The organism is Pseudomonas atacamensis (assembly GCF_017167965.1).
Classification (GTDB): domain Bacteria; phylum Pseudomonadota; class Gammaproteobacteria; order Pseudomonadales; family Pseudomonadaceae; genus Aquipseudomonas; species Aquipseudomonas atacamensis.
Genome location: NZ_CP070503.1, coordinates 4,656,535 through 4,680,063, shown reverse-complemented (window position 1 = coordinate 4,680,063; position 23,529 = coordinate 4,656,535). Strand labels below are relative to the sequence as shown.

Sequence of the window (23,529 nt, the reverse complement as noted above, 5' to 3'; positions counted from 1 at the left end):
CCGCTTTCGCGAGCAGGCTCGCTCCCACAGGGTTTGGTGTTGGGTCAGCTGATGCTGATCAGTCAGACAGGCCGAGGATATCGCGAGCCACTGCCTCGGCAATGCGAATCCCGTCGACACCCGCCGAGAGAATTCCGCCGGCATAGCCCGCGCCTTCACCGGCCGGGAACAGGCCTTTGACGTTCATGCTCTGCAGCGACTCGTTGCGGGTGATGCGCAGCGGCGATGAAGTGCGGGTCTCAATTCCGGTCAGCACGGCGTCGTGCAGGGAATAACCGCGAATCTGCTTCTCGAACGCCGGCAAGGCTTCACGGATCGCCTCAATGGCAAAATCCGGCAATGCCAAGGCCAGATCGCCCAGCGCCACGCCCGGCTTGTACGACGGCTCGACTTCGCCCAGCTCGGTCGACGGCTTGCCGTTGATAAAGTCGCCAACCAGTTGCGCGGGAGCCTTGTAGTCACTGCCGCCAAGGATGAACGCGTGGGATTCCAGGCGCTCCTGCAACTCGATACCGGCGAGCGGGCCGCCCGGATAATCGACTTCCGGGGTAATGCCGACGACGATGCCGGAGTTGGCATTACGCTCGTTACGCGAGTACTGGCTCATGCCATTGGTGACCACGCGATTCGGTTCCGACGTCGCCGCGACCACAGTGCCGCCCGGGCACATGCAGAAGCTGTAGACCGAACGCCCGTTCTTGGCGTGGTGCACCAGTTTGTAATCGGCAGCGCCAAGTTTCGGGTGGCCGGCGTATTTGCCCAGACGCGCGCGGTCGATCAGCGACTGCGGATGTTCGATGCGGAAACCCACCGAGAATGGCTTGGCTTCCATGAACACGCCACGGCTGTGGAGCATGCGGAAGGTGTCGCGGGCGCTGTGACCGAGGGCCAGAACCACGTGTCTGGAATGCAGGGTTTCGCCGCTGGCCAGTTGCACGCCGACCAGTTGGCCGTCTTCGATCAGCACGTCGCTGACGCGCTCCTGGAAGCGCACTTCACCGCCCAGTTCGCGGATCTGCTCGCGCATGTTTTCGACCATGCCGGTCAGGCGGAACGTACCGATGTGCGGCTTGCTGACGTAGAGGATTTCTTCCGGCGCGCCGGCCTTGACGAACTCGTGCAGGACTTTACGACCGAGGAATTTCGGGTCCTTGATCTGGCTGTACAGCTTGCCGTCGGAGAACGTCCCCGCGCCGCCTTCGCCAAACTGTACGTTGGACTCGGGATTGAGCACGCTTTTGCGCCACAGGCCCCAGGTGTCCTTGGTGCGCTGACGGACTTCAGTGCCGCGTTCGAGAATGATCGGTTTGAAGCCCATCTGCGCCAGCAGCAGGCCGGCGAAGATGCCGCACGGGCCGAAACCGACGACGATCGGCCGCTGGCCGAGATCGCTCGGTGCCTGGCCGACGAATTTGTAGCTGACATCCGGCGCCACGTTGACATTACGGTCGTCGGCGAACTTGCCCAACACTCTGGCCTCGTCGCGTACGTTGAGGTCGATGGTGTAGATGAAGCACAGTTCGGAGGACTTTTTACGCGCGTCATAGCTGCGCTTGAACAAGGTGAAATCGAGCAGATCATCGCTGGCGATGCCCAGGCGTTGCACGATGGCGGTGCGCAGGTCTTCTTCGGGATGGTCGATTGGCAGCTTGAGTTCAGTGATTCGTAACATGGCGGGGATCCGGATTCGCGGGGCGCACAACTGCGCCAGGGCGTTTGAAGGCGGCGATTATAAGCCGCCGCGAGCGGATCCGTGGGGGAAAAACGATCAGTCGTTGCGTGCGCCGCCGAAATAGCCGCAGCCGCGCTGGACCTGCCCGTCGATGCGCAACTCGGCGCTCATGTGCTGCACGCTGCCGGTGCTGCTGTCGACGCAGCGCTGTGGCGCGACCCACAATTCGATGCGCTGGTTGTTGGCTTCGCTGCTGAGATTGAAGCGGCCGTCGCCCAGTTGCTCTTCCACATACGGCACGGCCAGCGGCGGCTGGCCGTCGCGCTCGATGACCATGCCTTTGCCGCTGACCTTCACATTCCACTCCGGGCCATGGCCGGCGGCGCGCAGGATCAGCAGTTTGAAATTCGGGTCGTCGCAGGCCGTGCCCGAGCGCTCGACGCGATATAACTGGCCGAGGTCGAGGCGGTCGCCGGAGACCTTGCCGCGCACATCGGCAAACAGCTTGCCCTGCTCGTCGGCGAGGGTGGCGGCTTCTTGCAGGACACTGGTGCCGCCGATGTCGTTGACCACCAGTTGCCGCTGCTCCTGGCACGGCTGAAACACCAGTTTGCCGTCGGCGGCGGTCAGTTGCCCCTGCATCCGCGTCTGCCCGGCATGGGACACACTTTCACGCTGGCCGTCGAACAACTGGCAGGCGGCAAACATCGGCAGCAGGGCAACGAGGACGAACGAACGGGCAACACGCATCTTTGGCTCTCCAGACAAGTGCTGCCACGTTACGCAGCCTGACCGTTCATCACAAGGGCCTTAACCGACGTGAAACGTCTGACCGGTTTGCAGGCCTTCGACACTTTTCGCGTAAGCCAATGCCACTTCCGCTGCAGGAACCGGCTTGAAGCCACGGAAGTAGGGCGCGTATTTGCCCAGGGCTTCGGTCAGCACGGTCGGGCTCACCGAGTTCACCCGCAGGCCACGCGGCAGTTCGATGGCGGCGGCGCGGACGAAGCTGTCGAGGGCGCCGTTGACCAGCGCTGCCGAGGCGCCGCTGCGAATCGGGTCGTGGCTGAGCACGCCGGTGGTGAAGGTGAACGAGGCGCCATCATTGGCGAACTCGCGGCCGATCAGCAGCAGATTGACCTGGCCCATCAACTTGTCTTTCAGGCCGAGGGCGAAGCTGTCCCCAGTCATCTCGTCCAGCGCTGCAAACGTCACGTTGCCCGCCGCGCAGATCAACGCATCGAACTTGCCGGTCTGTTCGAACAGCTTGCGGATCGACGCGCTGTCGCTGATATTCACTTGCAAGTCACCGCTGTTGCGGCCGATACGAATGACCTCGTGGCGTTGCGACAACTCTTTGTCCACCGCCGAACCGATGGTGCCGCCGGCGCCTATCAACAGAATTTTCATCGAGCTGTACCTCATGTGTGTGAATGAGGTTTCAGTCTAGAGTGGTTTTTTCTGCGGATAAGCGCACTAATAGGCAACCTTTGGTTTTCAAATGGAAACAATCCATGAGCGAAATGGATGACCTTGCCGCGTTTGCCGTGCTGATCGAAGCCGGCAGTTTTACCCTGGCCGCGCAGCAGTTGGGCTGCAGCAAGGGCCAACTCTCCAAGCGCATCAGCCAGCTTGAAGCGCAATTCAGTGTGGTGCTGCTGCAACGCACCACCCGACGCTTGAGTCTGACGGCGGCGGGGGCGGCGCTGCTGCCGCAGGCCCAGGCGCTGGTGGTTCAGGTCGAACGCGCACGGCAGGCTTTGGCGCGGTTGAAGGACGACATGGCCGGCCCCGTGCGCATGACGGTTCCGGTGTCGCTCGGCGAGACCTTCTTCGATGGCTTGCTGCTGGAGTTTTCCGGGCAATACCCCGAGGTGCAAATCGAGCTGGAGCTGAACAACAGTTATCGCGATCTGTCGCGCGATGGCTTTGATCTGGCGATTCGTGCCGAAGTGGCCAATGACGATCGGCTGGTGGCCAGGCCGCTGTTGGCGTGGCACGAAATGACCTGCGCCAGCCCGGCCTACCTTGAGCGCTTCAGCGAGCCGGCGACGCCGCATGCCTTGGCCGAGCATCGTTGCCTGCTCAACAGCCATTACAGCGGCCGCGAAGAATGGCTGTATCACCAGCAGCACGAGTTGTTGCGGGTGCGGGTTTCGGGTCCGTTTGCCAGCAATCACTACAGCCTGTTGAAGAAAGCAGCGCTGTCCGGCGCCGGCATCGCCCGTTTGCCGTCGTATCTGCTGCAAGCGGAACTGGCGGACGGCCGCTTGCGCTGGCTGCTGCGCGATTACCAGACCCGACGCATGCCGATGTATCTGGTGCACCCGTATCAGGGGGGATTGCCGAAACGCACGCAGGTGCTCGCGGATTATCTGATGGGCTGGTTCAAGCGCAGTGGCGAGGCGCTGGATCGACTGCAGCGCTGATGTGATTTCCCTGTGGGAGCGAGCCTGCTCGCGAATGCGTCAGTTCAGTCGATACCGATGTTGAATGACACACCGCTTTCGCGAGCAGGCTCGCTCCCACGGGGGTGATTATTTGGCGAAACGGCGCGCGATCATCTGATCGATCGACAATTTGCCCGGCCCGGTCGCCATCAGGTACAGCAACACCGCCGCCCAAGTGCCATGGGTCGGGTAGGCATCCGGGTAGACAAACAGTTGGATAGTCAGGGTCATGCCCAGCAGCGCCAGCGCCGAAAACCGTGTGGCGAAGCCGAGCAGGATCAGCAGCGGAAACACATGCTCGGCAAACGCCGCCAGATGCGCGGCAATTTCCGGCGACAACAGCGGCAGGTTGTACTCGCTCTGAAACAGCGGAATCGTCGAATCGGCCAAACGTGGCCAGCCCAGTTCAAAGGTTCCGTCAATCAAATCGACGGCCAGTCCTTCGACCTTGGTTTGCCCGGATTTCCAGAACACCGCGGCAATGGAGAAACGCGCGATGAAGGCAATCAGGCTGTGCGGGATTTTTTCGAACAGCGCGATGACGCGCAGGATAAAAGCGTTCATAGCAACTCCTTGTAATTCAGCTGCGTGATCGCGTTATGCGCAATCAGTAAGGCGAGGGTTTGGGCGAGATCGAACGGCGGGCTGTTTTCTGCCGCCGCGAGCAGTGGCGAGCCCTGGAGCAGATGACGAAGGAACACGCTCGCACCTGGTTCAAGCGCAAACACCTCAACGTCGAGACCATTGCGCAGCACCAGAGCGTGCTGGCCTTGATTCAGGCCAATGCCCGCCAGAGTTGGCTCCTGCTGATGCGCGGCCCAGATCGCGACAACGGCGTAGGCTGAGTCGAGCAGGTGCAGCGAGGGATGCAGTTCGAAACACAGCTCAGTCAGCGACTGCGGATCGGCCAGCGCGGCACTGACTTGTTCAGGCCGTATCGGCTGCGCATCAGCGGCGTGGTAGGCGACAGTGCGCAGATGCTCAAGGCGCGCAACATCAGCGACATAAGGCACGCCGGCGATGGGTTCAAACTCTGCGATGAAGTCGGCGAAGTCTTCGCCATAGCGGCTCATCAACGGACTGTGTGGCGGCTGACTCTGGACGAAAATCGCTGCCATGGCGCGGAAGAACTCCTCGCCGACCAATTGCAGCACCACCGGATAGCTGTCGGCCAGGGCATTGATCAACGAGCTCTGCACGTTGTTGCGATACACCGCAAAACGTCGCGACGGATCGGCGCCGTTGCGGCTGCACAGGCCCTTGGGATACGGCAGTTGCGCATTGAGCAGGGCGGCGGCGAAGTCCGCTTGCGTGCTCATGCCGCACACTCCGCGCGGCGCAACAGCGTCTCGGCTTGCTGCGCTTCGGCGAGCAAAACGTCGAAGGCCGGCACCTGGTTATCGCGTTCGATCAGCGTCGCTACCGGGCCGATACGTTGCAGCACTTGCCGGTACAGATCCCAGACGGACTGATCAATAGGCGCGCCGTGATCGTCAATCAGCAAGCGATCGCCGAGGTTGTCGCAATCTTCAGCGAAGCCGGCCAGATGAATCTCGCCGACCGCGTGCAGCGGTAACGCATCGAGGTAGGCCAAAGGATCGCGCTGATGATTGATGCACGACACGTAGACATTATTGACGTCGAGCAACAAGCCGCAGCCGCTGCGGCGGATCACTTCGGCGATGAACTCGGCCTCGTCGATCGTCGAGTGCGCAAATCCCAGATAGGTCGCCGGGTTCTCCAACAGCATCGGTCGTTTCAGAGTGTTCTGCACCTGGTCGATGTGCGCACACACGCGGTTCAGTGTCGGCGTGTCGTAAGCCAGTGGCAGCAGGTCATTGAGGAACACCGGGCCGTGGCTCGACCACGCCAGATGTTCGGAAAAAGCTTGCGGTTGATAGCGCTCGATCAGCTCGGCGAGGCGGTTGAGGTGCTGGCTGTCCAGCGGGCCTTCGCCACCGATCGACAGGCCCACGCCGTGCAATGACAGCGGGTACTGTTGGCGAATCAGACCGAGGAAATGATGAAACGGGCCGCCGGCCCCCATGTAGTTTTCGGCGTGGACTTCGAAGAAACCGAGGTCCGGTACGGAGCCGAGCACTTCGAGGAAGTGCCCGGTCTTGAGCCCCAGCCCGGCGCGGGCAGGGAGCTCGGTGCGAGCTGCCTGAGTGCGCGGCAGGGACGGTTCGTGATGACTGAACATGGGCGTCACTCAGGCAGGCCGTGGATCAGGACTTGGCTTTGAAGGCTTCGAGCTGACCGAAACCGGTCGGCGAGGTTTTGCTTTCGGTGGTGGCGCAGGTGCCTTTCGGAACGAGCTTCCAGGCGTTGGCCTGATAGTCCATTTTCGCCGTGCCGGCGCAGGTAGTCCCGGCACCTGCGGCGCAATCGTTCTTGCCCTTCATGGCCACGCCGAAGCATTTTTCCATGTTGGCATCGGCGGCCTGGGCGGTGGAGACAGTGGCGATGCTCAGAGCGGAACCGAGGGCCAGAACCAGGGCGGTAGCGGACAGGGTACGGGTAGTCGCAGTCATGATGTTTCTCCAGTTTTTATCAGGGTTTCTGCAAGCGGTTTGCGCTTGCTTGTCCCTCTAGAGAACGGGTGGGGGGATGCGTTACAGGCGGGGCGAGAAATTTATAAAAAATTTCGGATTCAGCTGTATCCCTGTGGGAGCGAGCCTGCTCGCGAAGGCGGTTTGTCAGGCACCCATAATGTTGAATGACAGAGCGCTTCGCGAGCAGGCTCGCTCCCACAGGATTACCTTGGTGGTGCTCAGGAAACAAAAAACGGCCCGAAGGCCGTTTTTTTGTGCAGCGATAACACTCAACCGCCGAGGTACGCCTCGCGTACTTTCGGATCGGTCAGCAGCGCTTCACCGGTGCCTTGCATGACCACGCGGCCGTTCTCCAGAACGTAGGCGCGGTCAGCGATTTTCAGCGCCTGGTTGGCGTTCTGCTCGACCAGGAACACCGTCACACCGTCCTTGCGCAGCTGTTCGATGATGTCGAAGATCTGCTGGATGATGATCGGCGCCAGGCCCAGCGATGGCTCGTCGAGCAGCAGCAGCTTGGGCTTGCTCATCAGCGCGCGGCCGATGGCGAGCATTTGCTGTTCGCCGCCGGACATGGTGCCGCCGCGCTGGTTGAAGCGCTCTTTCAAGCGTGGGAAAAGTCCGAGAACCTTGTCCATCTGTTCCTGATAGTCGCCCTTGTCGGTGAAAAATCCGCCCATCGACAGGTTTTCTTCCACGGTCAGACGGGCGAACACCCGACGCCCTTCCGGGACCACGGCGATGCTCTTGCGCATGATCTGCGACGAGTCCTGGCCGACCAGTTCCTCACCCATGTAACGGATGCTGCCGCTGTGCGCCTGCGGCGAACCGCACAGCGTCATCAGCAGCGTGGATTTGCCGGCACCGTTGGCGCCGATCAGCGTTACGATCTCGCCCTGACGGACTTCGACGTTGACGCTGTGCAGGGCCTGGATCTTGCCGTAGAAGGTGGAAACGTTTTCGAACTGCAGCATTTACGCTTCCCCCAGGTAGGCTTTGATCACTTCAGGATTGTCGCGGATCTGTTCCGGCGTGCCGTCGGCCAGCGGCGTGCCCTGATTGATCACGACGATGTGGTCGGAAATGCTCATGACCAGTTTCATGTCGTGTTCGATCAGCAGCACGGTGACGTTGTGCTCTTCGCGCAACACACCGATCAGCGCCTTGAGGTCTTCGGTTTCCTTCGGGTTCAGGCCGGCGGCCGGTTCGTCGAGCATGAGGATCCGTGGGCGGGTCATCATGCAGCGGGCGATTTCCAGACGCCGTTGCTGGCCGTAGGCGAGGGTGCCGGCGGTGCGGTTGGCGAACTCTTTGAGGTTGACCTTTTCCAGCCAGTACTCGGCAAATTCCATCGCCTCGCGCTCGCTTTTGCGGAACGCCGGGGTCTTGAACAGGCCGGACAGGAAGTTGGTGTTCAAGTGACGGTGCTGGGCGATCAACAGGTTCTCGACCGCGGTCATGTCCTTGAACAAACGCACGTTCTGGAAGGTCCGCACCACGCCTTTGAGGGCGATCTTGTGGCCCGGCAGGCCCTGGATCGGCTCGCCGTCGAGCAGGATGCTGCCGCCGGTAGGCTGATAGAAGCCGGTCAGGCAGTTGAACACGGTGGTCTTGCCGGCGCCGTTCGGGCCGATCAGGGCAACCACCTGCTTTTCCTTGACGGTCAGCGCCACGCCGTTGACCGCGAGCAAGCCGCCGAAGCGCATGCTCAGATTTTCGACTTTAAGGATCTCGCGGCTCATTTGCGCAACTCCATGTGTGGGCGTTGCATCGGCAGCAGACCTTGTGGACGCCAGATCATCATCAGCACCATCAGCGCACCGAACATCAACATGCGGTACTCGCTGAACTCACGCATCATTTCCGGCAACAGGATCATCACGATCGCCGCCAGAATCACGCCCAGTTGCGAGCCCATGCCGCCCAATACGACGATGGCGAGGATGATCGCCGACTCGATGAAGGTGAACGACTCGGGCGTCACCAGACCCTGACGCGCAGCGAAGAAGCTGCCGGCGAAACCGGCGAACGCAGCACCCAGGGTGAACGCGGAGAGCTTGATCACGGTCGGGTTCAGGCCCAACGCGCGGCAGGCGATTTCGTCTTCACGCAGTGCTTCCCACGCACGGCCGATCGGCATGCGCAGCAGACGGTTGATCACGAACAGCGCGGCCAGTGCGAGCAACAGCGCAACCAGGTAAAGGAAGATCACCTTGTTGATCGAGTTGTATTGCAGGCCGAAATACTCGTGGAACGTCTGCAGGCCTTCGGCGGCTTTGCGCTCGAAGGTCAGGCCGAAGAACGTCGGTTTTTCGATGTTGCTGATGCCGTTCGGACCACCGGTGATGTCGGTCAGGTTACGCAGGAACAGACGGATGATTTCGCCGAAACCCAAGGTCACGATCGCCAGATAGTCGCCACGCAGACGCAACACCGGGAAGCCCAGCAGGAAGCCGAACGTCGCCGCCATCAGGCCGGCAATCGGCAGGCAGATCCAGAAGCTCAAGCCGTAGTAATGCGACAGCAGCGCGTAGCTGTAGGCGCCGACGGCGTAGAAACCGACGTAACCCAGGTCGAGCAGACCGGCCAGACCGACGACGATGTTCAGGCCCAGGCCGAGCATCACGTAGATCAGGATCAGCGTTGCGATATCCACCGCGCCACGGGAGCCGAAGAACGGCCAGACCAGGGCGATCAGAATCAGCGCAATGATGAAATAGCGCTGGGTGGTTGGCAGGGTCAGGAAGTTGCTGGCCTTGGCCGGGATCAGCGGCATGCCTGGCGAAGAGCGCCAGGCCTTGCTGATCTGCTGGTTGAACAGCACGCGCAGGAACATCAGCACCGAGCAGATCGCGATGGTCGCGAGTACCGCAGGGCTGGTGTTGTGCACTTCCAGATTGATGCCGACGATGGTCAGTTTCAGACCCAGTACCGGGTAGGCCACCGCCCACACCAGCAAGGCACTGAACAGTGCCTGTTTAAGATTCCTAGTCATACTTTCTCAACCTCCGGACGGCCAAGAATGCCGGTCGGACGGAACAACAGCACCAGAACCAGCAGGCCGAACGCAACGACGTCCTTGTACTGGTCGCCGAAGATATCGGCACCGAACGCTTCCGCTACACCGAGCACCAGGCCGCCGAGCATGGCCCCGGGGATGCTGCCGATGCCGCCCAATACCGCAGCGGTGAAGGCCTTGAGGCCGACGAGGAAACCGGCGTTGGGGTTGATCACGCCGTATTGCATGCTCAGCAGCACTGCGGCAACGGCGGCCAGCGCAGCACCGATGACGAAGGTCAGGGCGATGATGTTGTTGGTGTTGATGCCGAGCAGGTTGGCCATCTTGATGTCCTCGGCACAGGCGCGGCAGGCGCGGCCCAGACGGGAACGGGAGATGAACAGGGTCAGGCCGAGCATGGCGATCAGGGTCACCACGAACACCACGATCTGCATGTAGGAAATCAGCACTTCTTGTGCGCCACCCGGACCGAAGGCGAAGTTGCCCGGGATCAGGTTGGGGATCGCTTTGTCCTTGGAGTCTTGCGCCAGCAGAACGGTGTTCTGCAGGAAGATCGACATACCGATGGCAGAAATCAGCGGGATCAGACGGTTGCTGCCGCGCAGGGGACGGTAGGCGATCCGTTCGATGCTGTAACCGTAGGAACTGGTGACGACGATGCTGGCGATGAACGCCGCGGTCATCAACAGCGGGACACTGTCGAGTCCCATCATGGTCAGCCCGGCGATGGCAATGAAGGCCACGTAGGAACCGATCATGTACACCTCGCCGTGGGCGAAGTTGATCATTCCAATGATGCCGTAGACCATCGTGTAGCCGATGGCGATCAGGGCATACATGCTGCCAACGTTGAGGCCGTTAACCAGCTGTTGGAAGAAGTGATAGAGGTCAGGCATTACAGCGCTCCTAAAAACCTGTACGCATTTCACTGGTGGAGTCATTTTCCCGCCCGGCCCCGTGGATCTCTATCCACTTCGAATCCGGGTTTTGCCAGCGAACCGCTGATGACGGTTTTGAGATTTTCAGGTGGGTCGACTGGCGGATCACGCCAGCGCGGCCCATACATTCGCAAAACAAAGCCCACGGCACGCCGTGGGCTTTATTGGCAGTCAGTCGGGCAAGGCCTTACTGAGGCGAAACTTCGGTTTTAGGTTTGCCGTTGTGCCACTCGTACACGACAAATTTGAAGTCCTTCAGGTCGCCCTTGTCGTCGAAGCTCAGGTCGCCGGTCGGGGTCTTGAACGAACCGGCGTGGATGGCTTCAGCCACTTTGGTCGCGTCTTCGGACTTGGCCGCCTTGATGCCTTCGGCAATCACGGTCACTGCCGAGTAGGACGGGAACACGAACGGACCGCTCGGATCTTCCTTCTTGGCTTTGAAGGCGTCAGCCAGGGCAACGTTGGCCGGATCCTGGTCGAAGGATTTCGGCAGGGTCACCAGCAGGCCTTCGGACGCGTCCTTGGCGATCTGGGTGATCGAGTCGTTACCCACGCCTTCCGGACCCATGAAGCGGGCTTTCAGGCCTTTTTCCTGAGCCTGGCGCAGGATCAGGCCCAGCTCCGGGTGGTAGCCGCCGTAGTAGACGAAGTCGACGCCGGCTTGCTTGAGCTTGGCGATGATGGCGGAGAAGTCCTTGTCGCCAGCGTTGACGCCTTCGAAGACGGCAACCTTGGTGCCTTTCTTCTCGAGGGTCGATTTCACCGCGGTGGCGATGCCTTCACCGTACTGCTGTTTGTCGTGCAGCACGCCAACCACTTTCGGTTTCACGTGATCGGCGATGTAGTTGCCGGCGGCAGGGCCCTGGGCGCTGTCGAGACCGATGGTGCGGAAGATCATTTTGTAGCCACGGGCGGTGATGTCCGGGCTGGTGGCAGCCGGGGTGATCATGATCACGCCTTCGTCTTCGTAGATGTCCGAAGCTGGCTGAGTGGAGCTGGAGCACAGGTGACCGACCACGAACTTGACGCCGTCGTTGACGACCTTGTTCGCTACCGCTACCGCTTGTTTCGGATCGCAGGCATCGTCGTATTCAACGGCTTCGAGTTTCTTGCCGTCGACGCCGCCCTTGGCGTTGATCTGCTCGATGGCCATTTTCGCGCCACTGAACTGCATGTCGCCGTACTGGGCTACTGGACCGGTTTTAGGACCGGCGATACCGATTTTGATGGTGTCAGCTGCGAACGAATGGCTGGCAACCCCGGCCAGAACCATAGCGGCAAACAGTTTGGAAATCTGCTTAGTAGCCTTAGTCATAGTGCTCCACTCTTACTGTTGTATTTTTTAGAGTTCTGGCGCCGTAGCAGCAGAACCGGGTCAGATATCTTTGCGATACCCTCCGGAAAATGCCCCGGCAACTGTACCGGTACAGTGTAGAGCGCCGCTTGATCAACTGGGAAGCGGGCGCCACGGGGCAAAACTTGGGGGTGTCGCATTTTTGAATGAAAGAGACAGAATTGCGGCGGAGCAATCGGGGGCATATATCCCAAAAGGCAGCATTCCCTGGCGTTCCTGCTCTTTTCGTTCGGTGCAGCGATTTGCAACCGGGTTTTTCTGCCGGACCACCGACGTTATCATTCGCGTCGATTTCTTTTCCGGACAGCTCCCATGAATCAAGAACCTAGCACCCTCTATGCCAAGCTGCTTGGTGAAACGGCATCTATTACCTGGAAAGAGCTGGAGCCGTTCTTCGCCAAGGGTGCCCTATTGTGGGTCGATCCTGACCTGGATTTGATCGCCGCCGCCGAGGCCGTGGCCTCGGATGAAGGCGAGAAAGTCGCGGCCTGGCTGGCCGACGACAAGGTCGCCAAGCTGTCTGAAACGCGGGCACTGGATATTTTCGAACGTGATCCGCAGCTGTGGGCCGTGGTGGTTTCGCCGTGGATTCTGATCCAGGAAAGGGCGGCCGTTTAATTGCCCGCACCCTTTTGGTGCCTCGATTGCCGCACCGCAAGTGTGTAGCGGAGTAGCGTGATGGCACCTTGCCGTGGAGAAATGCCACGCCTCACGGTGACGTAAACGTAACGGGAACAGTTTATGGAGCGGCCTGAGGGTCGCTTAATTGTTTCTGGATGTTGGAATGGCTGAAATCTTTAGTGAATTTGGAGACCCCATCGCTGGCAAGCCAGCTCCCACAGTGTCCGGGTGTACACAAATATTGTGAGCACCACAAAATCTGTGGGAGCTGGCTTGCCAGCGATTGGGGCGACTCGGTAGCGGATCAGGCCGAATAAGTCTTCCCGGTATGGTTATTCAGCGAAATCACCTTGGTCTTGCCAATCCGGTGGCGGTAGATCTCGCGCAGGTATTTGATCGACTTCTTCACGCAATCGCGTGACAGGCGAATGTCATTGATCGAGACGAACTTGTCCTTGTCGTTGATCAACTCGCGGTATTTCTTTTCGTACATCGGTTTGATCGCGTACCAGTTGGTATCGAGGATCTTCGCCGGGTTTTCGAATTCGTTGAGCAGGTCGTCGATCCGCGCTTCGTCGAAGTCTTCCTGAATAATGAAGTCGAGAATCGAGTTATCCAGCGTCTCGTCGAAACGGTACGGATTCTTCGCAAAGCAGCGCTTGATGAACGCCACGATCAGTGTGAGGAAATCGTCCGACAGGCATGGGCTCTTGGCGATCAGGGTGGTCAGCGACAGGTTGGCCGAAGCGCCGATTACCAGCGCATAGCGCTTGAGGGTGGTGTTGGGGAACAGGCTGTTGAGATGGGTCTTCAACCGGTTCAGGTCCATGTACGACAGTTTGTAGTCTTTCGGCAGCGAGACGATCGACACCACCGACGAGCAATTCTTGAAGAAGTGCAGGTCGTGCAGCGCGGCGGCGTCGTAGCCGGAATTCTTGTACTGCTCCAGCGAAGCGCGATAACGCTTGGATTCGATCGGCAGCAGGCTGATGCCTTCGATGGCCTGAGTGACCTTGTTGAAGTGCGGCAGGTCGATCGAACGGAAGAACAGGTCGTCGATGTTCAGGCGCTGCGGCTCTTTATCGAAGACCTTGAACTTGTCGCTGCTCGGCGGCGGGGTTTCCGGGACCACCGATTCGGCGTAGGCAATCGCCACCGGGCCGGCCAGACTCATGAACAGGTCGTTGGCGTCCAGGCGGATGGTTTCGCCGATGTCGATGCCGGCGCGGCGGAAGTAGTTCTGGTCGTAGTCGGTGGTGACTGCCTGCGCCGTCAGAATGTTGAAGATCTGCTGCGAGATGTACTGGTTGGCGTGCTTCTCCATGGCATTGACATCAATGTTCTGGATATTGCCGTCATCGCTTTCTTCGGCGTAACGCATGATGTCGTTGGAGATCAGCATCATCGCATTCCACGGGCGGATGCGTCCCATCACGCTGGCTTCGCTGCTGTCTTCATTGGCGAAGTTGTAGGAGAAATCCCATTCCTCCGACAGGTATTTGCACAGCAGGCGCCCGGCGTTGATGTGCAGCGCCTCGGACATTTCGCTGCGGTGGTCGGAAATGTTCGGCAGCACGCAGATGCCGCTGGTGAAGATCGGCTCAAAGACAAACGAATGACCGCTCTTACCGTCATGCTCGTCCATCGGCTTGGTGTCGAAGGTCTTGTTCATGTACGAGTGCTGCTGCGCCAGACCGAACTCCGAGGCCATGCCCGAACCGGTACCGCCGCCGGCACTGAAGATCGAGAAATACAGGCGCGATTGGTTGGCCTTGATCCCGCAGCTGTCAATCAGGTACGAGTGGATCATTTTCCAGTCGGGGCTGGAGAAGCGCTGGGTGTCCTTGTTGAGGATGATTTTCGCCAGGTACTGGCCGAGGATCGGCGCGTTACCGGCGCCACCGGCGTGGACTTCGGACAAGTCCATGATCTTCATTTTGCTGTAGTCGCGCAGGAAGCCGCTTTTCTCGCCCTTGCGCGAGAAACGGATGCGCCCGGCGATGTCCTTGTCGAGGTCGCCGAGCATCACCAGCGGTTCGACCAGAAACACCGGTTTGGTCGATTTGCTGGTACCGATGCGCAGGTTGTTCTTGATCCACTGCGCCGGGCTGTAGCCCTTGTCGGCCAGACGCCGGTCGGTCGGGCGGTCTTCGTTGTTGAATTCGTTGAGGTAGAACTTGCGCGCGTTGTACACCAGCTCCGCCACGTCGAGGGCGATGTTGGAGCCGCAGCGACCGAGGCCGATCAGGCACACCGAGGGGAATTCCTGGTCGTTGTGCTGCTCGTTGTCGCCTTCCTGATGCGCCGGGCGCGGGAACACCGAATCGCGCAGGCCGTCGAGGTTATCGAGGATGCGGTCGGTGTTGGTCTCGGTGAAGTACAGGTATTGCTGGGTCGACAGCGGGCGCGAAAGCTGCGTCGGTCTGGATAATGACGCGCTGTTCGCGGCGGGGCTCAGGGTCAGATCGGCTGTTGCACTGGCGGGGTTGTTTTTAGAGGTCATGGTGCGCCATTTACCTGGACTGGGTTGGTCCGCCGGACGGTGCCGGCGAACCTCACGGAATAAGATCTCGCGTCTTGTGTGCGCGAATACGGCCCGGGCGTCGTAGTGCTGGCTGGTCTGATCGCCGGGCGGAATCCTTTCCTGATCGTTGATGAATCGGCCATGATTCGGTGATCTTTAATCGAAAAGAGGCGAAATGATGTCAACGCTACCTTCGTTGGGGTTTGCCGGAATCGGCCTGATGGGCCTGCCGATGTGCCGGCGTCTGCTGGCCGCGGGTTATCCGCTGACGGTGTGGAACCGCAACCCGGACAAGTGCGCACCGCTGGTTGCGGCCGGCGCCCGACAGGTATCGAGCCCGGCTGACCTGTGCGCACACGCCGACATCGTCATGCTGTGTCTGGCCGACACTGCCGTGGTGCGTGAGGTGGTGTTTGGCGCTGGCGGTGTTGCCGAAGGTGCGAAAAACGGCCAGCTATTGGTGGATTTCTCTAGTCTTGAACCGACCGCGACTCGCGAGATGGCCGCAGATCTGGCCGAGAAAAGCGGCATGGGCTGGCTTGACTCCCCGGTGTCCGGCGGTGTGGCCGGCGCCGAGGCTGGCAGTCTGGCGATCATGGTCGGTGGTGCAGCGGCAGATCTTGAGCGCGTGCGCCCGGTACTGCTCAGCCTCGGTCAGCGCGTCACGCACATGGGCGGCATCGGTGCCGGCCAGGTGACCAAGGCCTGCAACCAGATGATCGTCGCCTGCAATGCGCTGGTGATTGCCGAAGTGGTGGCGCTGGCCGAGCAGGCCGGGGTTGATGCCAGTCTGATCGCCGAGGCGTTGGCCGGTGGCTTTGCCGATTCCAAGCCGTTGCAGATCCTTGCCCCGCAAATGGCCGAGAGCCGTTTCGAACCGATCAAGTGGCACGTGCGCACGCTGCTCAAGGATCTCGACACGGCGGTGAAATTTTCCCGCGAGCAGGGCTCGGCGACGCCAATCAGCGGATTGGCCGCACAATTGATGCGCCTGCATGGGGCGCAAGGCTTTTTAGCGAAGGATCCAGCGACGCTGGTGCAAATGTATCGCGCGCCAGACTCAACGGATTGACCCCGAGCACGGGTTTGCGCTGATTGATTTCATCGAGCACCGCGCGCAATTCGTCCAGCGGCACCGGGCGGCTGAGCAGATAACCCTGAATGAAGTCGCAGCCCGAACGCTCGAGAAACTCGTATTGCTCCAGGCTCTCGACGCCCTCGGTGACCACCTGCAGATGCAGGGTGTGCGCCATGACGATGATCGCCTGGACGATCTCCATGTCCGCCGTGGCGGTGGGGATGTCGAGGATGAACGAGCGGTCGATTTTCAGGGTGTTCAGCGGCAGACGCTTGAGGTAGGCCAGCGACGAATAGCCGGTGCCGAAATCATCGATCGACAGCGACACACCGAGGGCGCGGATCTGCCGCAACAGCACCAGAGTGTTGGCGATGTTGCCCATCAAGGCGTTTTCGGTGACCTCCAGTTCCAGGCGTTCCGGGGCAACGCCCGCCGTGTGCAAGGCGTGCTCAATCTCCTCGGCAAGCTCTTCGCGCGCCAGATTCAGCGGCGAGCAGTTCCAGGCGATTTTCAATTCGGCACAACCATGCCGCGACAGCTCGCCGAGATCCTTGCAGGCGCGGCGCAGCACCCAGTTGTCCAGTTCGGCAATCAAACCGTTGTTCTCGGCGATACCGATGAAGCGATCCGGTGTAAGCAAACCGTGAACCGGATGCTGCCAGCGAATCAGCGCTTCGAGCTTGGTTACGCGTCCGGTTTTCACTTCGAATATCGGCTGGTAGTAGAGCATCAGCGCGTGGTCTTGCCGTAGCGCACTGCGCAGTTCCTCTTCCAGTTGCAGCTCGAAACTGGCGCGGGTCTTCAGGCTGGAATTGAAGAAGTGCAGACCGTTGCGCCCGGCGCCTTTGGATTGGTACAAGGCCAGGTCGGCGTGCTTGAGCAGCTCTTCGCAAGTGGTGCCGTCTTCGGGAAACAGGCTGATGCCGATGCTGGTGGTCATCACCATGCGCCGGCCGGCCAGTTCGATCGGCTCTTTCATCTTGTGCATGATGCGCTGCGCCATACCGCGCGCCTCTTCGCGGTCACGCAGGCTGATAAGGATGCAAAACTCGTCGCCGCCGAACCGCGCGACCACGTCTTCATGGCTGCGTACCGAGCTTTTGATGTGCTGGGCGATGACTTTGAGCAGCGCGTCACCGGCGTCATGGCCGAGGCTGTCGTTGATGCGCTTGAAGTGGTCGATGTCGAGAAACATCACCGCGAGCATGCCGCCCTCGCTGGTTTTCTGGCTGAGTTTTTCGGCGAACATCTGGTTGAAACCACGGCGGTTGATCAGGTTGGTCAGCGCGTCGTAATTGGCCGCTTGCTGCAAGGACATGCGCGCCTGATCGAGTTGACTGAGCAAGGCGTTGACCCGGCGCAGGTCGTTTTCCTTGTTCTGCAGTTTCTTGTCGGCGAGGGCGGCGCTGATCGCACTGCCGAGAATCAACAGGATGATCAGCGCCACGGTCAGGCCAAGTTGCAAATGGCCGGTTTCACTGCCGCTCGCTGCCAGGGCACCTTCGGGAAGCACCAGATCCAGCGCAGCCATGCCGGTGAAGTGCATGCTGATGATGCCAGCGCCGAGAATCAGCGCCGCGCTGTACTTGAGCAATTGATGCGCGACGCCGCTGCCTTCGCTGAGATAGCGCGCCACCCACAGCGCGGCGAAACTGGCGCCGATGGCAATCAGCACCGATAGCGCGAACAGCCCCGGCTGGTAGTAGGCGGTGGCGCTCGACTTCATCGCGGCCATGCCGACGTAATGCATGCCAGCGATGCCCAAACCGATGACACATGCGGTCTTGAGGCAATGCAACGCGCTCGGCTGCACCTCACTGAGGGTATGCATGGCCAGCCACGAGGCGAGCAGGGCGATCAGCAACGACAAGAGGGTGATGCCGAGGTCGTACTGAATATCGATGGGGGTCTGGAAGGCCAGCATGCCGATGAAGTGCATGGCCCAGATGCCGCCGGCCAGGCAGGTCGCGCCGATCCAGCGCCAGATTCGCCACGACCCCGGGTCTTCGGCATGCACCAGGCGCTCTGCCATGTCCAGGGTGGCGAAGCTCGCCGCGCAGGCGACCAGATAGGCCACCATCACCAGCAGAGGGTTGTGACTGCAATCAAGGAGAATCTGCCCGCTCGCCGGCAGCTCGGCAACAAACTGCAAACCAAGCCACTCCATAGCATGCCCCGTCTCGGATTCATCTGGCCCGTGCGTCAATCAACGCAGGCGAATGAAAGGAGTATAGAGGCGCTTTTCCGGCTGCAAGCCGTAGTGGCACATTGGTGGTAATGATTTTGCCATTAGCCTCATAGCGATTCGCGCTAAGGCTCAGGCAATACGCTCCAGCGGCAGATCGTTCCAGTGTGGCGACAAGGGTGGCAGGCCGTGGGCGGCGCGGGCCTTGTCGCAGTCCGGGTTGTGCTCTCCGTTCTCCCACGACGCCTCGAACTCGCGGCAGGTGCTCGAGCGCTTGTCATAGATCGTGCAGGCCACAGCGCTGCCGACCTCACCCGCCAGCGACATGCAACGCGCCGGTTTGCGATCGGTGCCGATCATTGCCACCCGGCTCGGAGTGATCTGCGCGACCAGTTCATCGGGCACCGTCCCGCCAGCGGATGAGCACTCACCCCAGAAAAAAGACACGCGAAAGTGGGAACAGCAGGCACCGCAATTCAGACACGGACTGGCTTCGGACATGGGCGGGGGTATCAAAGGGGTTGATCGGAAGATCCGGACGGATCCGGCGGCCATTCTAGGCTTTGCCATGGCGTTGGGAAGGGGGGCGCGAAACTATTTTTTTGTCGCTGGATTTTGCCACGAAAGCCCCGTATGGCGGGGGATTCCAGACTTATCAAGCGCTTACGTTTCGTTACAGTGCGATGGGTCGATATCAGGCTGACGAATGATGACAGACAGTCCCCGCGCGGCTGACTAGATTGCAGGTTCCGGGCTCGACGCGCTGGCAGTGAAGCCCTCATAACAATAAAGAGACGGACCCATGCAGAACTCGACCCAAGCGGCGAATGCCTGGCGCATTCTGTTCCTGCTGTTCCTCGCCAACCTGTTCAATTTCTTCGACCGCACCATCCCGGCGATCATCATCGAACCGATCCGCATGGAATGGCACCTCAGCGACTTTCAGCTGGGCATCATCGGCACTGCGTTCACCATCGTTTACGCGATTGCCGGCCTGCCACTCGGGCGCATGGCCGACACCGGTTCACGCAGCAAACTGATGGGCTGGGGCCTGGCGGCCTGGAGTGCGCTGACTGCGGTCAACGGCATGGTCGGCAGTTTCTGGAGTTTCCTCATCGTGCGCATGGGCATCGGCATCGGCGAAGCCAGTTACGCACCAGCGGCCAACTCGCTGATCGGCGATCTGTTCCCGGCGCACCGTCGGGCGCGGGCGATGGGTATTTTCATGCTTGGCCTGCCGCTGGGGCTGCTGCTGGCGTTCTTCACCATCGGCGCGATGGTCAAGGCTTTCGACAGCTGGCGCGCGCCGTTCTTCATCGCTGCCGTGCCGGGGCTGATCCTCGCGGTGTTCATGTTCTTCATCAAAGAGCCGAAACGCGGCGCGGCTGAAACCGTGCAGGTCTCGCAAGAGAAAGTCGACAAACCGATCCGCCGCGTCCTCGCCGTGCCGACCTTCCTGTGGCTGGTGATGGCCGGGCTGTGCTTCAACTTCGCGACCTATGCCTGCAACTCGTTTCTGGTGCCGATGCTGCAGCGCTATTTCCTCATGCCGTTGCAGGAGGCGGCGGTGGCAACCGGGTTGATCGTTGGCGTGACGGGATTGGTCGGGCTGACCCTTGGCGGCTGGATCGCCGACAAGATCCACCAGCGCTTCGCCAGTGGGCGGCTGCTGTTTGCCGCGTTCAGTCTGATCATTTCGACGTTGTGCACAGCCTGGGCGCTGCATGCCGGGCGCATTGAGATAGGCGTGTTCGTCGCGGTGTTCAGCGTTGGCTGGCTGTTCGCTTACAACTTCTATACCTGCGTGTACACGGCGATTCAGGACGTCGTCGAACCTCGCCTGCGGGCGACGGCGATGGCGTTGTTCTTCGCCGGTCTGTATCTGCTCGGCGGCGGGTTGGGGCCAGTGGTCGTGGGTGGTCTGTCGGATCACTTCGCGCATACGGCGATGCTGGCGGCGGGGGCTGAGCAGATGACCGAAGCGTTCAAGGCTGTCGGCCTGCACGACGCGATGTACCTAATCCCGGTGGCGCTGTTCCTGACCATGGTCTTTCTGTTTCTGGCATCGCGGTGTTTTGTTCGCGATGCGCAGCGGATGAAGGAGGGATTGGTGGCGGTGGTTGAGCCAGAAATTTCTGCGGCGACTGCCTGACCGTTTTCGCGAGCAGGCTCGCTCCCACATGATCGTTCCCACGCAGAGCGTGGGAACGATCCGCCCGCATCACTGCGGGCCTCTTGGTTTTCAGCGGTGGAGCGGGGCGGTTAGCCCGCCACCAGCACCCGAATCGCTTCCAGGCGCAGCGCCGCTTTGTCGAGCATCGCCAGACCCTGCTCACGCTGAGTGCGCAACGCCTCCAGTTCGCTGTCGCGCACGGTCGGGTTGACCGCTTGCAACGCGGTCAGGCGCGCCAGTTCTTCGTCGGTATCGGCGGCCAGGCGGCGGCGCGCTTCGGCCACACGCTCGGCGTGACGCGGGGCGATCTTTTCTTCGCCGGCATTGATCCGAGGCGTCAGCTGATCGCGCTGGGCCTGGATGAACTTGTTGGCGCTGGCACGCGGCACGCTTTCCAGCTGATCGTTGAGGGTTTCGAACGACACCCGTGGCGACAGGTCATTGCCATTGGCATCGAGCAGGCAACGCAGCGCCGCCGGTGGCAGGTAGCGACCCAGTTGCAGCGAGCGCGGTGCGACCACTTCGCTGACGTAGAGCAATTCGAGCAACACGGTGCCCGGCTTCAGCGCCTTGTTCTTGATCAGCGCGACGGCGGTGTTGCCCATCGAACCGGACAGCACCAGATCCATGCCGCCTTGCACCATCGGGTGTTCCCAGGTGATGAACTGCATGTCTTCGCGCGACAGCGCCTGATTGCGGTCGTAGGTGATGGTCACGCCTTCGTCGTCGCCCAGCGGGAAACTGGCGTCGAGCATCTTCTCGCTCGGCTTGAGGATCAGGGCGTTTTCCGAGTGGTCTTCGCTGTCGATGCCGAACGCGTCGAACAGGGTTTCCATGTAGATCGGCAGGGCGAACTGGTCGTCCTGCTCGAGGATCGCTTCTACCAGCGCTTCACCTTCGCCAGCGCCGCCGGAATTCAATTCCAGCAAACGGTCGCGGCCGGTGTGCAGCTCGGCTTCGAGACGCTCACGCTCGGCGCGTGCTTCGTCGATCAGCGCTTGCCACTCGCCGTCATCGGCTTCTTCGAGCAGCGGCAGCAGGCGCGGGCCGAACTGATGCTGCAAGGCGTTGCCGGTCGGGCAGGTGTTGAGGAAGGCGTTGAGCGCTTCGTGGTACCACTGGAACAGGCGCTCTTGCGGGCTGGTTTCCAGGTACGGCACGTGCAGTTCGATGATGTGCTTCTGGCCGATCCGGTCAAGACGGCCGATGCGCTGCTCGAGCAGGTCCGGGTGCGACGGCAGATCGAACAGCACCAGGTGGTGAGCGAACTGGAAGTTGCGACCTTCACTGCCGATTTCCGAGCAGATCAGCACTTGCGCGCCGAACTCTTCATCAGCGAAGTAGGCGGCGGCGCGATCCCGCTCGAGGATGTTCATGCCTTCGTGGAACACCGTGGCCGGGATGCCGGAACGCACGCGCAGGGCGTCTTCCAGATCCATCGCGGTTTCGGCGTGGGCGCAGATCACCAGCACTTTGGTGCGCTTGAGCATTTTCAGCTGATCGATCAGCCACTCGACGCGCGGATCGAATTTCCACCAGCGCTGTTCTTCGTCGGCGTCCGGTTGCGCCTGGAAGCTGACTTCCGGGTACAGCTCGGCGTGCTCGCCCAGCGGCAGTTCGAGGTATTCGTCGGGGCACGGCAGCGGATAAGGATGCAGTTTGCGCTCCGGGAAACCCTGCACGGCGGCGCGGGTGTTGCGGAACAGCACGCGGCCGGTGCCGTGGCGATCGAGCAGTTCACGCACGAGGCGGGCGCTGGCTTCAGTATCGCCATCGTTGACGGCGGTGAGCAGGGCTTCGCCTTCGTTGCCGAGGAAACCGTGAATGGTCTTGTGCGCCTCGGCGGAGAGACGGCCCTTGTCGAGCAGTTCCTGCACCGCTTCGGCGACCGGGCGATAGTTGTCGCTCTCGGCGCGGAACGCGGCCAGGTCGTGGAAACGGTTCGGGTCGAGCAGGCGCAGACGGGCGAAGTGGCTGTCCTGACCGAGTTGTTCCGGGGTGGCGGTGAGCAGCAGCACGCCGGGGATGACTTCGGCCAGTTGCTCGACCAGCGAATATTCCGCGCTGGCCTTGTCTTCATGCCAGACCAGGTGGTGCGCTTCGTCGACCACCATCAGGTCCCAACCGGCAGCGAACAAGGCGTCCTGTGCCTTCTCGTCATCGACCAGCCACTCCAGCGCGACCAGCGCCAGTTGCGTGTCTTCGAACGGGTTGGTGGCATCGCTTTCGATAAAGCGTTCTTCGTCGAACAGCGCGACCTGCAGATTGAAGCGGCGGCGCATCTCCACCAGCCACTGATGCTGGAGGTTTTCCGGGACCAGGATCAGCACGCGGTTGGCGCGCCCCGAAAGCAGTTGGCGATGGATGACCAGACCGGCTTCGATGGTTTTACCCAGACCTACTTCGTCCGCCAGCAATACGCGCGGGGCGATACGGTCGGCGACTTCGCGGGCGATGTGCAACTGGTGCGCGATCGGTTGCGCACGCACGCCACCCAGGCCCCACAGCGAGGACTGCAACTGGCGGCTGGTGTGTTCAAGGGTGTTGTAGCGCAGGGAGAACCACGGCAGCGGGTCGATCTGCCCGGCGAACAGGCGGTCGCTGGCCAGACGGAACTGAATGAAGTTCGACAGCTGGGTTTCCGGCAGCGTGACGACTTCGTTCTGCCCGTTGAGGCCGTGATAGACCATCAGCCCGTCGACGTCGTCGACCTGCTGCACGGTCATCTTCCAGCCTTCGAAATGGGTGATGGAGTCGCCCGGCGAGAACCGCACGCGGGTCAGGGGCGCATTCCGTAGCGCGTACTGGCGGGTTTCGCCAGTGGCCGGGTAAAGCACGGTCAGCAAGCGGCCGTCCTGTGCCAGAACGGTGCCTAAACCAAGCTCTGCTTCGCTGTCACTGATCCAGCGTTGCCCCGGTTGATACTGCTGCGCCATGCTGCCTGACTCCCACCTTGAAAAAGC

General features: G+C 61.0%; 20 protein-coding genes. 4 read left to right on the top strand and 16 right to left on the bottom strand.

What is annotated here, in order from left to right; all coding sequences use genetic code 11:
* Positions 1–58: 58 nt before the first annotated feature.
* From JWU58_RS21345 to JWU58_RS21335, 3 genes are all read right to left on the bottom strand, one after another.
* Positions 59–1,672 carry an NAD(P)/FAD-dependent oxidoreductase gene (locus JWU58_RS21345; protein WP_206420939.1) on the bottom strand — a complete coding sequence of 538 codons (1,614 nt, stop codon included), beginning with the start codon at positions 1,670–1,672 and terminating at the stop codon, positions 59–61.
* Between the two features lie 96 nt (positions 1,673–1,768).
* Positions 1,769–2,422, bottom strand: coding sequence for a COG3650 family protein (locus JWU58_RS21340; RefSeq protein WP_110645952.1), 654 nt, complete (start codon positions 2,420–2,422; stop codon positions 1,769–1,771).
* Positions 2,423–2,482: 60 nt separating this feature from the next.
* Positions 2,483–3,082: a short chain dehydrogenase gene (locus JWU58_RS21335; protein ID WP_125918054.1), complete on the bottom strand. Its 600-nt coding sequence runs from the start codon at positions 3,080–3,082 to the stop codon at positions 2,483–2,485.
* A 104-nt stretch (positions 3,083–3,186) separates the two neighbouring features.
* Between JWU58_RS21335 and JWU58_RS21330 the strand changes: the two genes are divergently transcribed.
* A complete protein-coding gene (locus JWU58_RS21330) occupies positions 3,187–4,101 on the top strand; it encodes a LysR family transcriptional regulator (RefSeq protein WP_206420938.1) in 915 nt (304 codons plus the stop codon).
* Positions 4,102–4,209: 108 nt separating this feature from the next.
* Here JWU58_RS21330 and JWU58_RS21325 read toward each other — a convergent pair whose 3' ends face one another.
* From JWU58_RS21325 to JWU58_RS21285, 9 genes are all read right to left on the bottom strand, one after another.
* Positions 4,210–4,686 carry a DoxX family protein gene (locus JWU58_RS21325; RefSeq protein ID WP_206420937.1) on the bottom strand — a complete coding sequence of 159 codons (477 nt, stop codon included), beginning with the start codon at positions 4,684–4,686 and terminating at the stop codon, positions 4,210–4,212.
* The gene (locus tag JWU58_RS21320; protein ID WP_016771360.1) at positions 4,683–5,441 is read right to left on the bottom strand and encodes an HvfC/BufC N-terminal domain-containing protein; all 759 of its coding nucleotides are present in this window, start codon (positions 5,439–5,441) and stop codon (positions 4,683–4,685) included. The genes JWU58_RS21325 and JWU58_RS21320 overlap by 4 nt, the downstream gene beginning before the upstream one ends.
* Positions 5,438–6,325 (bottom strand): MNIO family bufferin maturase, encoded by an 888-nt coding sequence (gene bufB, locus JWU58_RS21315; protein ID WP_206420936.1) that lies wholly within the window; start codon positions 6,323–6,325, stop codon positions 5,438–5,440. Before bufB ends, JWU58_RS21320 begins: the two co-directional genes overlap by 4 nt.
* 25 nt (positions 6,326–6,350) lie before the next feature.
* The gene (locus JWU58_RS21310) at positions 6,351–6,656 is read right to left on the bottom strand and encodes a BufA1 family periplasmic bufferin-type metallophore (protein ID WP_016771358.1); all 306 of its coding nucleotides are present in this window, start codon (positions 6,654–6,656) and stop codon (positions 6,351–6,353) included.
* Between the two features lie 290 nt (positions 6,657–6,946).
* A complete protein-coding gene (locus JWU58_RS21305; RefSeq protein ID WP_003222380.1) occupies positions 6,947–7,648 on the bottom strand; it encodes an ABC transporter ATP-binding protein in 702 nt (233 codons plus the stop codon).
* Positions 7,649–8,416, bottom strand: coding sequence for a high-affinity branched-chain amino acid ABC transporter ATP-binding protein LivG (livG, locus tag JWU58_RS21300; protein ID WP_016771357.1), 768 nt, complete (start codon positions 8,414–8,416; stop codon positions 7,649–7,651). It lies immediately after the preceding gene.
* Positions 8,413–9,669 (bottom strand): high-affinity branched-chain amino acid ABC transporter permease LivM, encoded by a 1,257-nt coding sequence (locus JWU58_RS21295; protein WP_016771356.1) that lies wholly within the window; start codon positions 9,667–9,669, stop codon positions 8,413–8,415. The genes livG and JWU58_RS21295 overlap by 4 nt, the downstream gene beginning before the upstream one ends.
* On the bottom strand, positions 9,666–10,589 hold the full coding sequence (livH, locus tag JWU58_RS21290; protein ID WP_016771355.1) for a high-affinity branched-chain amino acid ABC transporter permease LivH: 924 nt from the start codon (positions 10,587–10,589) through the stop codon (positions 9,666–9,668). Before livH ends, JWU58_RS21295 begins: the two co-directional genes overlap by 4 nt.
* Positions 10,590–10,818: 229 nt before the next feature.
* A complete protein-coding gene (locus JWU58_RS21285) occupies positions 10,819–11,946 on the bottom strand; it encodes a branched-chain amino acid ABC transporter substrate-binding protein (protein WP_016771354.1) in 1,128 nt (375 codons plus the stop codon).
* 351 nt (positions 11,947–12,297) lie between these two features.
* Here JWU58_RS21285 and JWU58_RS21280 point away from each other — a divergent pair, with 351 nt between their 5' ends.
* A complete protein-coding gene (locus JWU58_RS21280) occupies positions 12,298–12,603 on the top strand; it encodes a DUF2288 domain-containing protein (protein WP_016771353.1) in 306 nt (101 codons plus the stop codon).
* Positions 12,604–12,910: 307 nt separating this feature from the next.
* Here JWU58_RS21280 and JWU58_RS21275 read toward each other — a convergent pair whose 3' ends face one another.
* Positions 12,911–15,109 carry a hypothetical protein gene (locus JWU58_RS21275; protein ID WP_206420935.1) on the bottom strand — a complete coding sequence of 733 codons (2,199 nt, stop codon included), beginning with the start codon at positions 15,107–15,109 and terminating at the stop codon, positions 12,911–12,913.
* Positions 15,110–15,305: 196 nt separating this feature from the next.
* Here JWU58_RS21275 and JWU58_RS21270 point away from each other — a divergent pair, with 196 nt between their 5' ends.
* Positions 15,306–16,202, top strand: a complete 897-nt coding sequence (locus JWU58_RS21270) for an NAD(P)-dependent oxidoreductase (protein WP_206420934.1) — start codon at positions 15,306–15,308, stop codon at positions 16,200–16,202.
* Here JWU58_RS21270 and JWU58_RS21265 read toward each other — a convergent pair.
* Together JWU58_RS21265 and JWU58_RS21260 are read right to left on the bottom strand one after the other, a co-directional pair.
* On the bottom strand, positions 16,093–18,375 hold the full coding sequence (locus tag JWU58_RS21265; RefSeq protein WP_206420933.1) for a putative bifunctional diguanylate cyclase/phosphodiesterase: 2,283 nt from the start codon (positions 18,373–18,375) through the stop codon (positions 16,093–16,095). The two genes, JWU58_RS21270 and JWU58_RS21265, sit on opposite strands and share 110 nt — an antisense overlap.
* A gap of 150 nt (positions 18,376–18,525) precedes the next feature.
* Positions 18,526–18,894 (bottom strand): YkgJ family cysteine cluster protein, encoded by a 369-nt coding sequence (locus JWU58_RS21260; protein ID WP_130926997.1) that lies wholly within the window; start codon positions 18,892–18,894, stop codon positions 18,526–18,528.
* Between the two features lie 301 nt (positions 18,895–19,195).
* On the opposite strand from JWU58_RS21260, the gene JWU58_RS21255 reads away from it, so the two are divergent.
* Positions 19,196–20,545: a spinster family MFS transporter gene (locus tag JWU58_RS21255; protein ID WP_206420932.1), complete on the top strand. Its 1,350-nt coding sequence runs from the start codon at positions 19,196–19,198 to the stop codon at positions 20,543–20,545.
* A gap of 110 nt (positions 20,546–20,655) precedes the next feature.
* On the opposite strand, the gene rapA is transcribed toward JWU58_RS21255, so the two are convergent.
* On the bottom strand, positions 20,656–23,502 hold the full coding sequence (gene rapA, locus JWU58_RS21250; protein ID WP_024011930.1) for an RNA polymerase-associated protein RapA: 2,847 nt from the start codon (positions 23,500–23,502) through the stop codon (positions 20,656–20,658).
* Between the last annotated feature and the right edge of the window lie 27 nt (positions 23,503–23,529).

Excerpts from the sequence above, each read along its gene's own strand:
- JWU58_RS21305 (WP_003222380.1), bottom strand. The coding sequence starts at position 7,648 with ATGCTGCAGTTCGAAAACGTTTCCACCTTCTACGGCAAGATCCAGGCC.
- JWU58_RS21340 (WP_110645952.1), bottom strand. The coding sequence starts at position 2,422 with ATGCGTGTTGCCCGTTCGTTCGTCCTCGTTGCCCTGCTGCCGATGTTT.
- livH (WP_016771355.1), bottom strand. The coding sequence starts at position 10,589 with ATGCCTGACCTCTATCACTTCTTCCAACAGCTGGTTAACGGCCTCAAC.
- livG (WP_016771357.1), bottom strand. The coding sequence starts at position 8,416 with ATGAGCCGCGAGATCCTTAAAGTCGAAAATCTGAGCATGCGCTTCGGC.
- rapA (WP_024011930.1), bottom strand. The coding sequence starts at position 23,502 with ATGGCGCAGCAGTATCAACCGGGGCAACGCTGGATCAGTGACAGCGAA.
- JWU58_RS21255 (WP_206420932.1), top strand. The coding sequence starts at position 19,196 with ATGCAGAACTCGACCCAAGCGGCGAATGCCTGGCGCATTCTGTTCCTG.
- JWU58_RS21325 (WP_206420937.1), bottom strand. The coding sequence starts at position 4,686 with ATGAACGCTTTTATCCTGCGCGTCATCGCGCTGTTCGAAAAAATCCCG.
- JWU58_RS21265 (WP_206420933.1), bottom strand. The coding sequence starts at position 18,375 with ATGGAGTGGCTTGGTTTGCAGTTTGTTGCCGAGCTGCCGGCGAGCGGG.
- JWU58_RS21330 (WP_206420938.1), top strand. The coding sequence starts at position 3,187 with ATGAGCGAAATGGATGACCTTGCCGCGTTTGCCGTGCTGATCGAAGCC.
- JWU58_RS21270 (WP_206420934.1), top strand. The coding sequence starts at position 15,306 with ATGATGTCAACGCTACCTTCGTTGGGGTTTGCCGGAATCGGCCTGATG.
- JWU58_RS21285 (WP_016771354.1), bottom strand. The coding sequence starts at position 11,946 with ATGACTAAGGCTACTAAGCAGATTTCCAAACTGTTTGCCGCTATGGTT.
- JWU58_RS21320 (WP_016771360.1), bottom strand. The coding sequence starts at position 5,441 with ATGAGCACGCAAGCGGACTTCGCCGCCGCCCTGCTCAATGCGCAACTG.
- bufB (WP_206420936.1), bottom strand. The coding sequence starts at position 6,325 with ATGTTCAGTCATCACGAACCGTCCCTGCCGCGCACTCAGGCAGCTCGC.
- JWU58_RS21295 (WP_016771356.1), bottom strand. The coding sequence starts at position 9,669 with ATGACTAGGAATCTTAAACAGGCACTGTTCAGTGCCTTGCTGGTGTGG.
- JWU58_RS21310 (WP_016771358.1), bottom strand. The coding sequence starts at position 6,656 with ATGACTGCGACTACCCGTACCCTGTCCGCTACCGCCCTGGTTCTGGCC.
- JWU58_RS21335 (WP_125918054.1), bottom strand. The coding sequence starts at position 3,082 with ATGAAAATTCTGTTGATAGGCGCCGGCGGCACCATCGGTTCGGCGGTG.
- JWU58_RS21345 (WP_206420939.1), bottom strand. The coding sequence starts at position 1,672 with ATGTTACGAATCACTGAACTCAAGCTGCCAATCGACCATCCCGAAGAA.
- JWU58_RS21260 (WP_130926997.1), bottom strand. The coding sequence starts at position 18,894 with ATGTCCGAAGCCAGTCCGTGTCTGAATTGCGGTGCCTGCTGTTCCCAC.
- JWU58_RS21275 (WP_206420935.1), bottom strand. The coding sequence starts at position 15,109 with ATGACCTCTAAAAACAACCCCGCCAGTGCAACAGCCGATCTGACCCTG.
- JWU58_RS21280 (WP_016771353.1), top strand. The coding sequence starts at position 12,298 with ATGAATCAAGAACCTAGCACCCTCTATGCCAAGCTGCTTGGTGAAACG.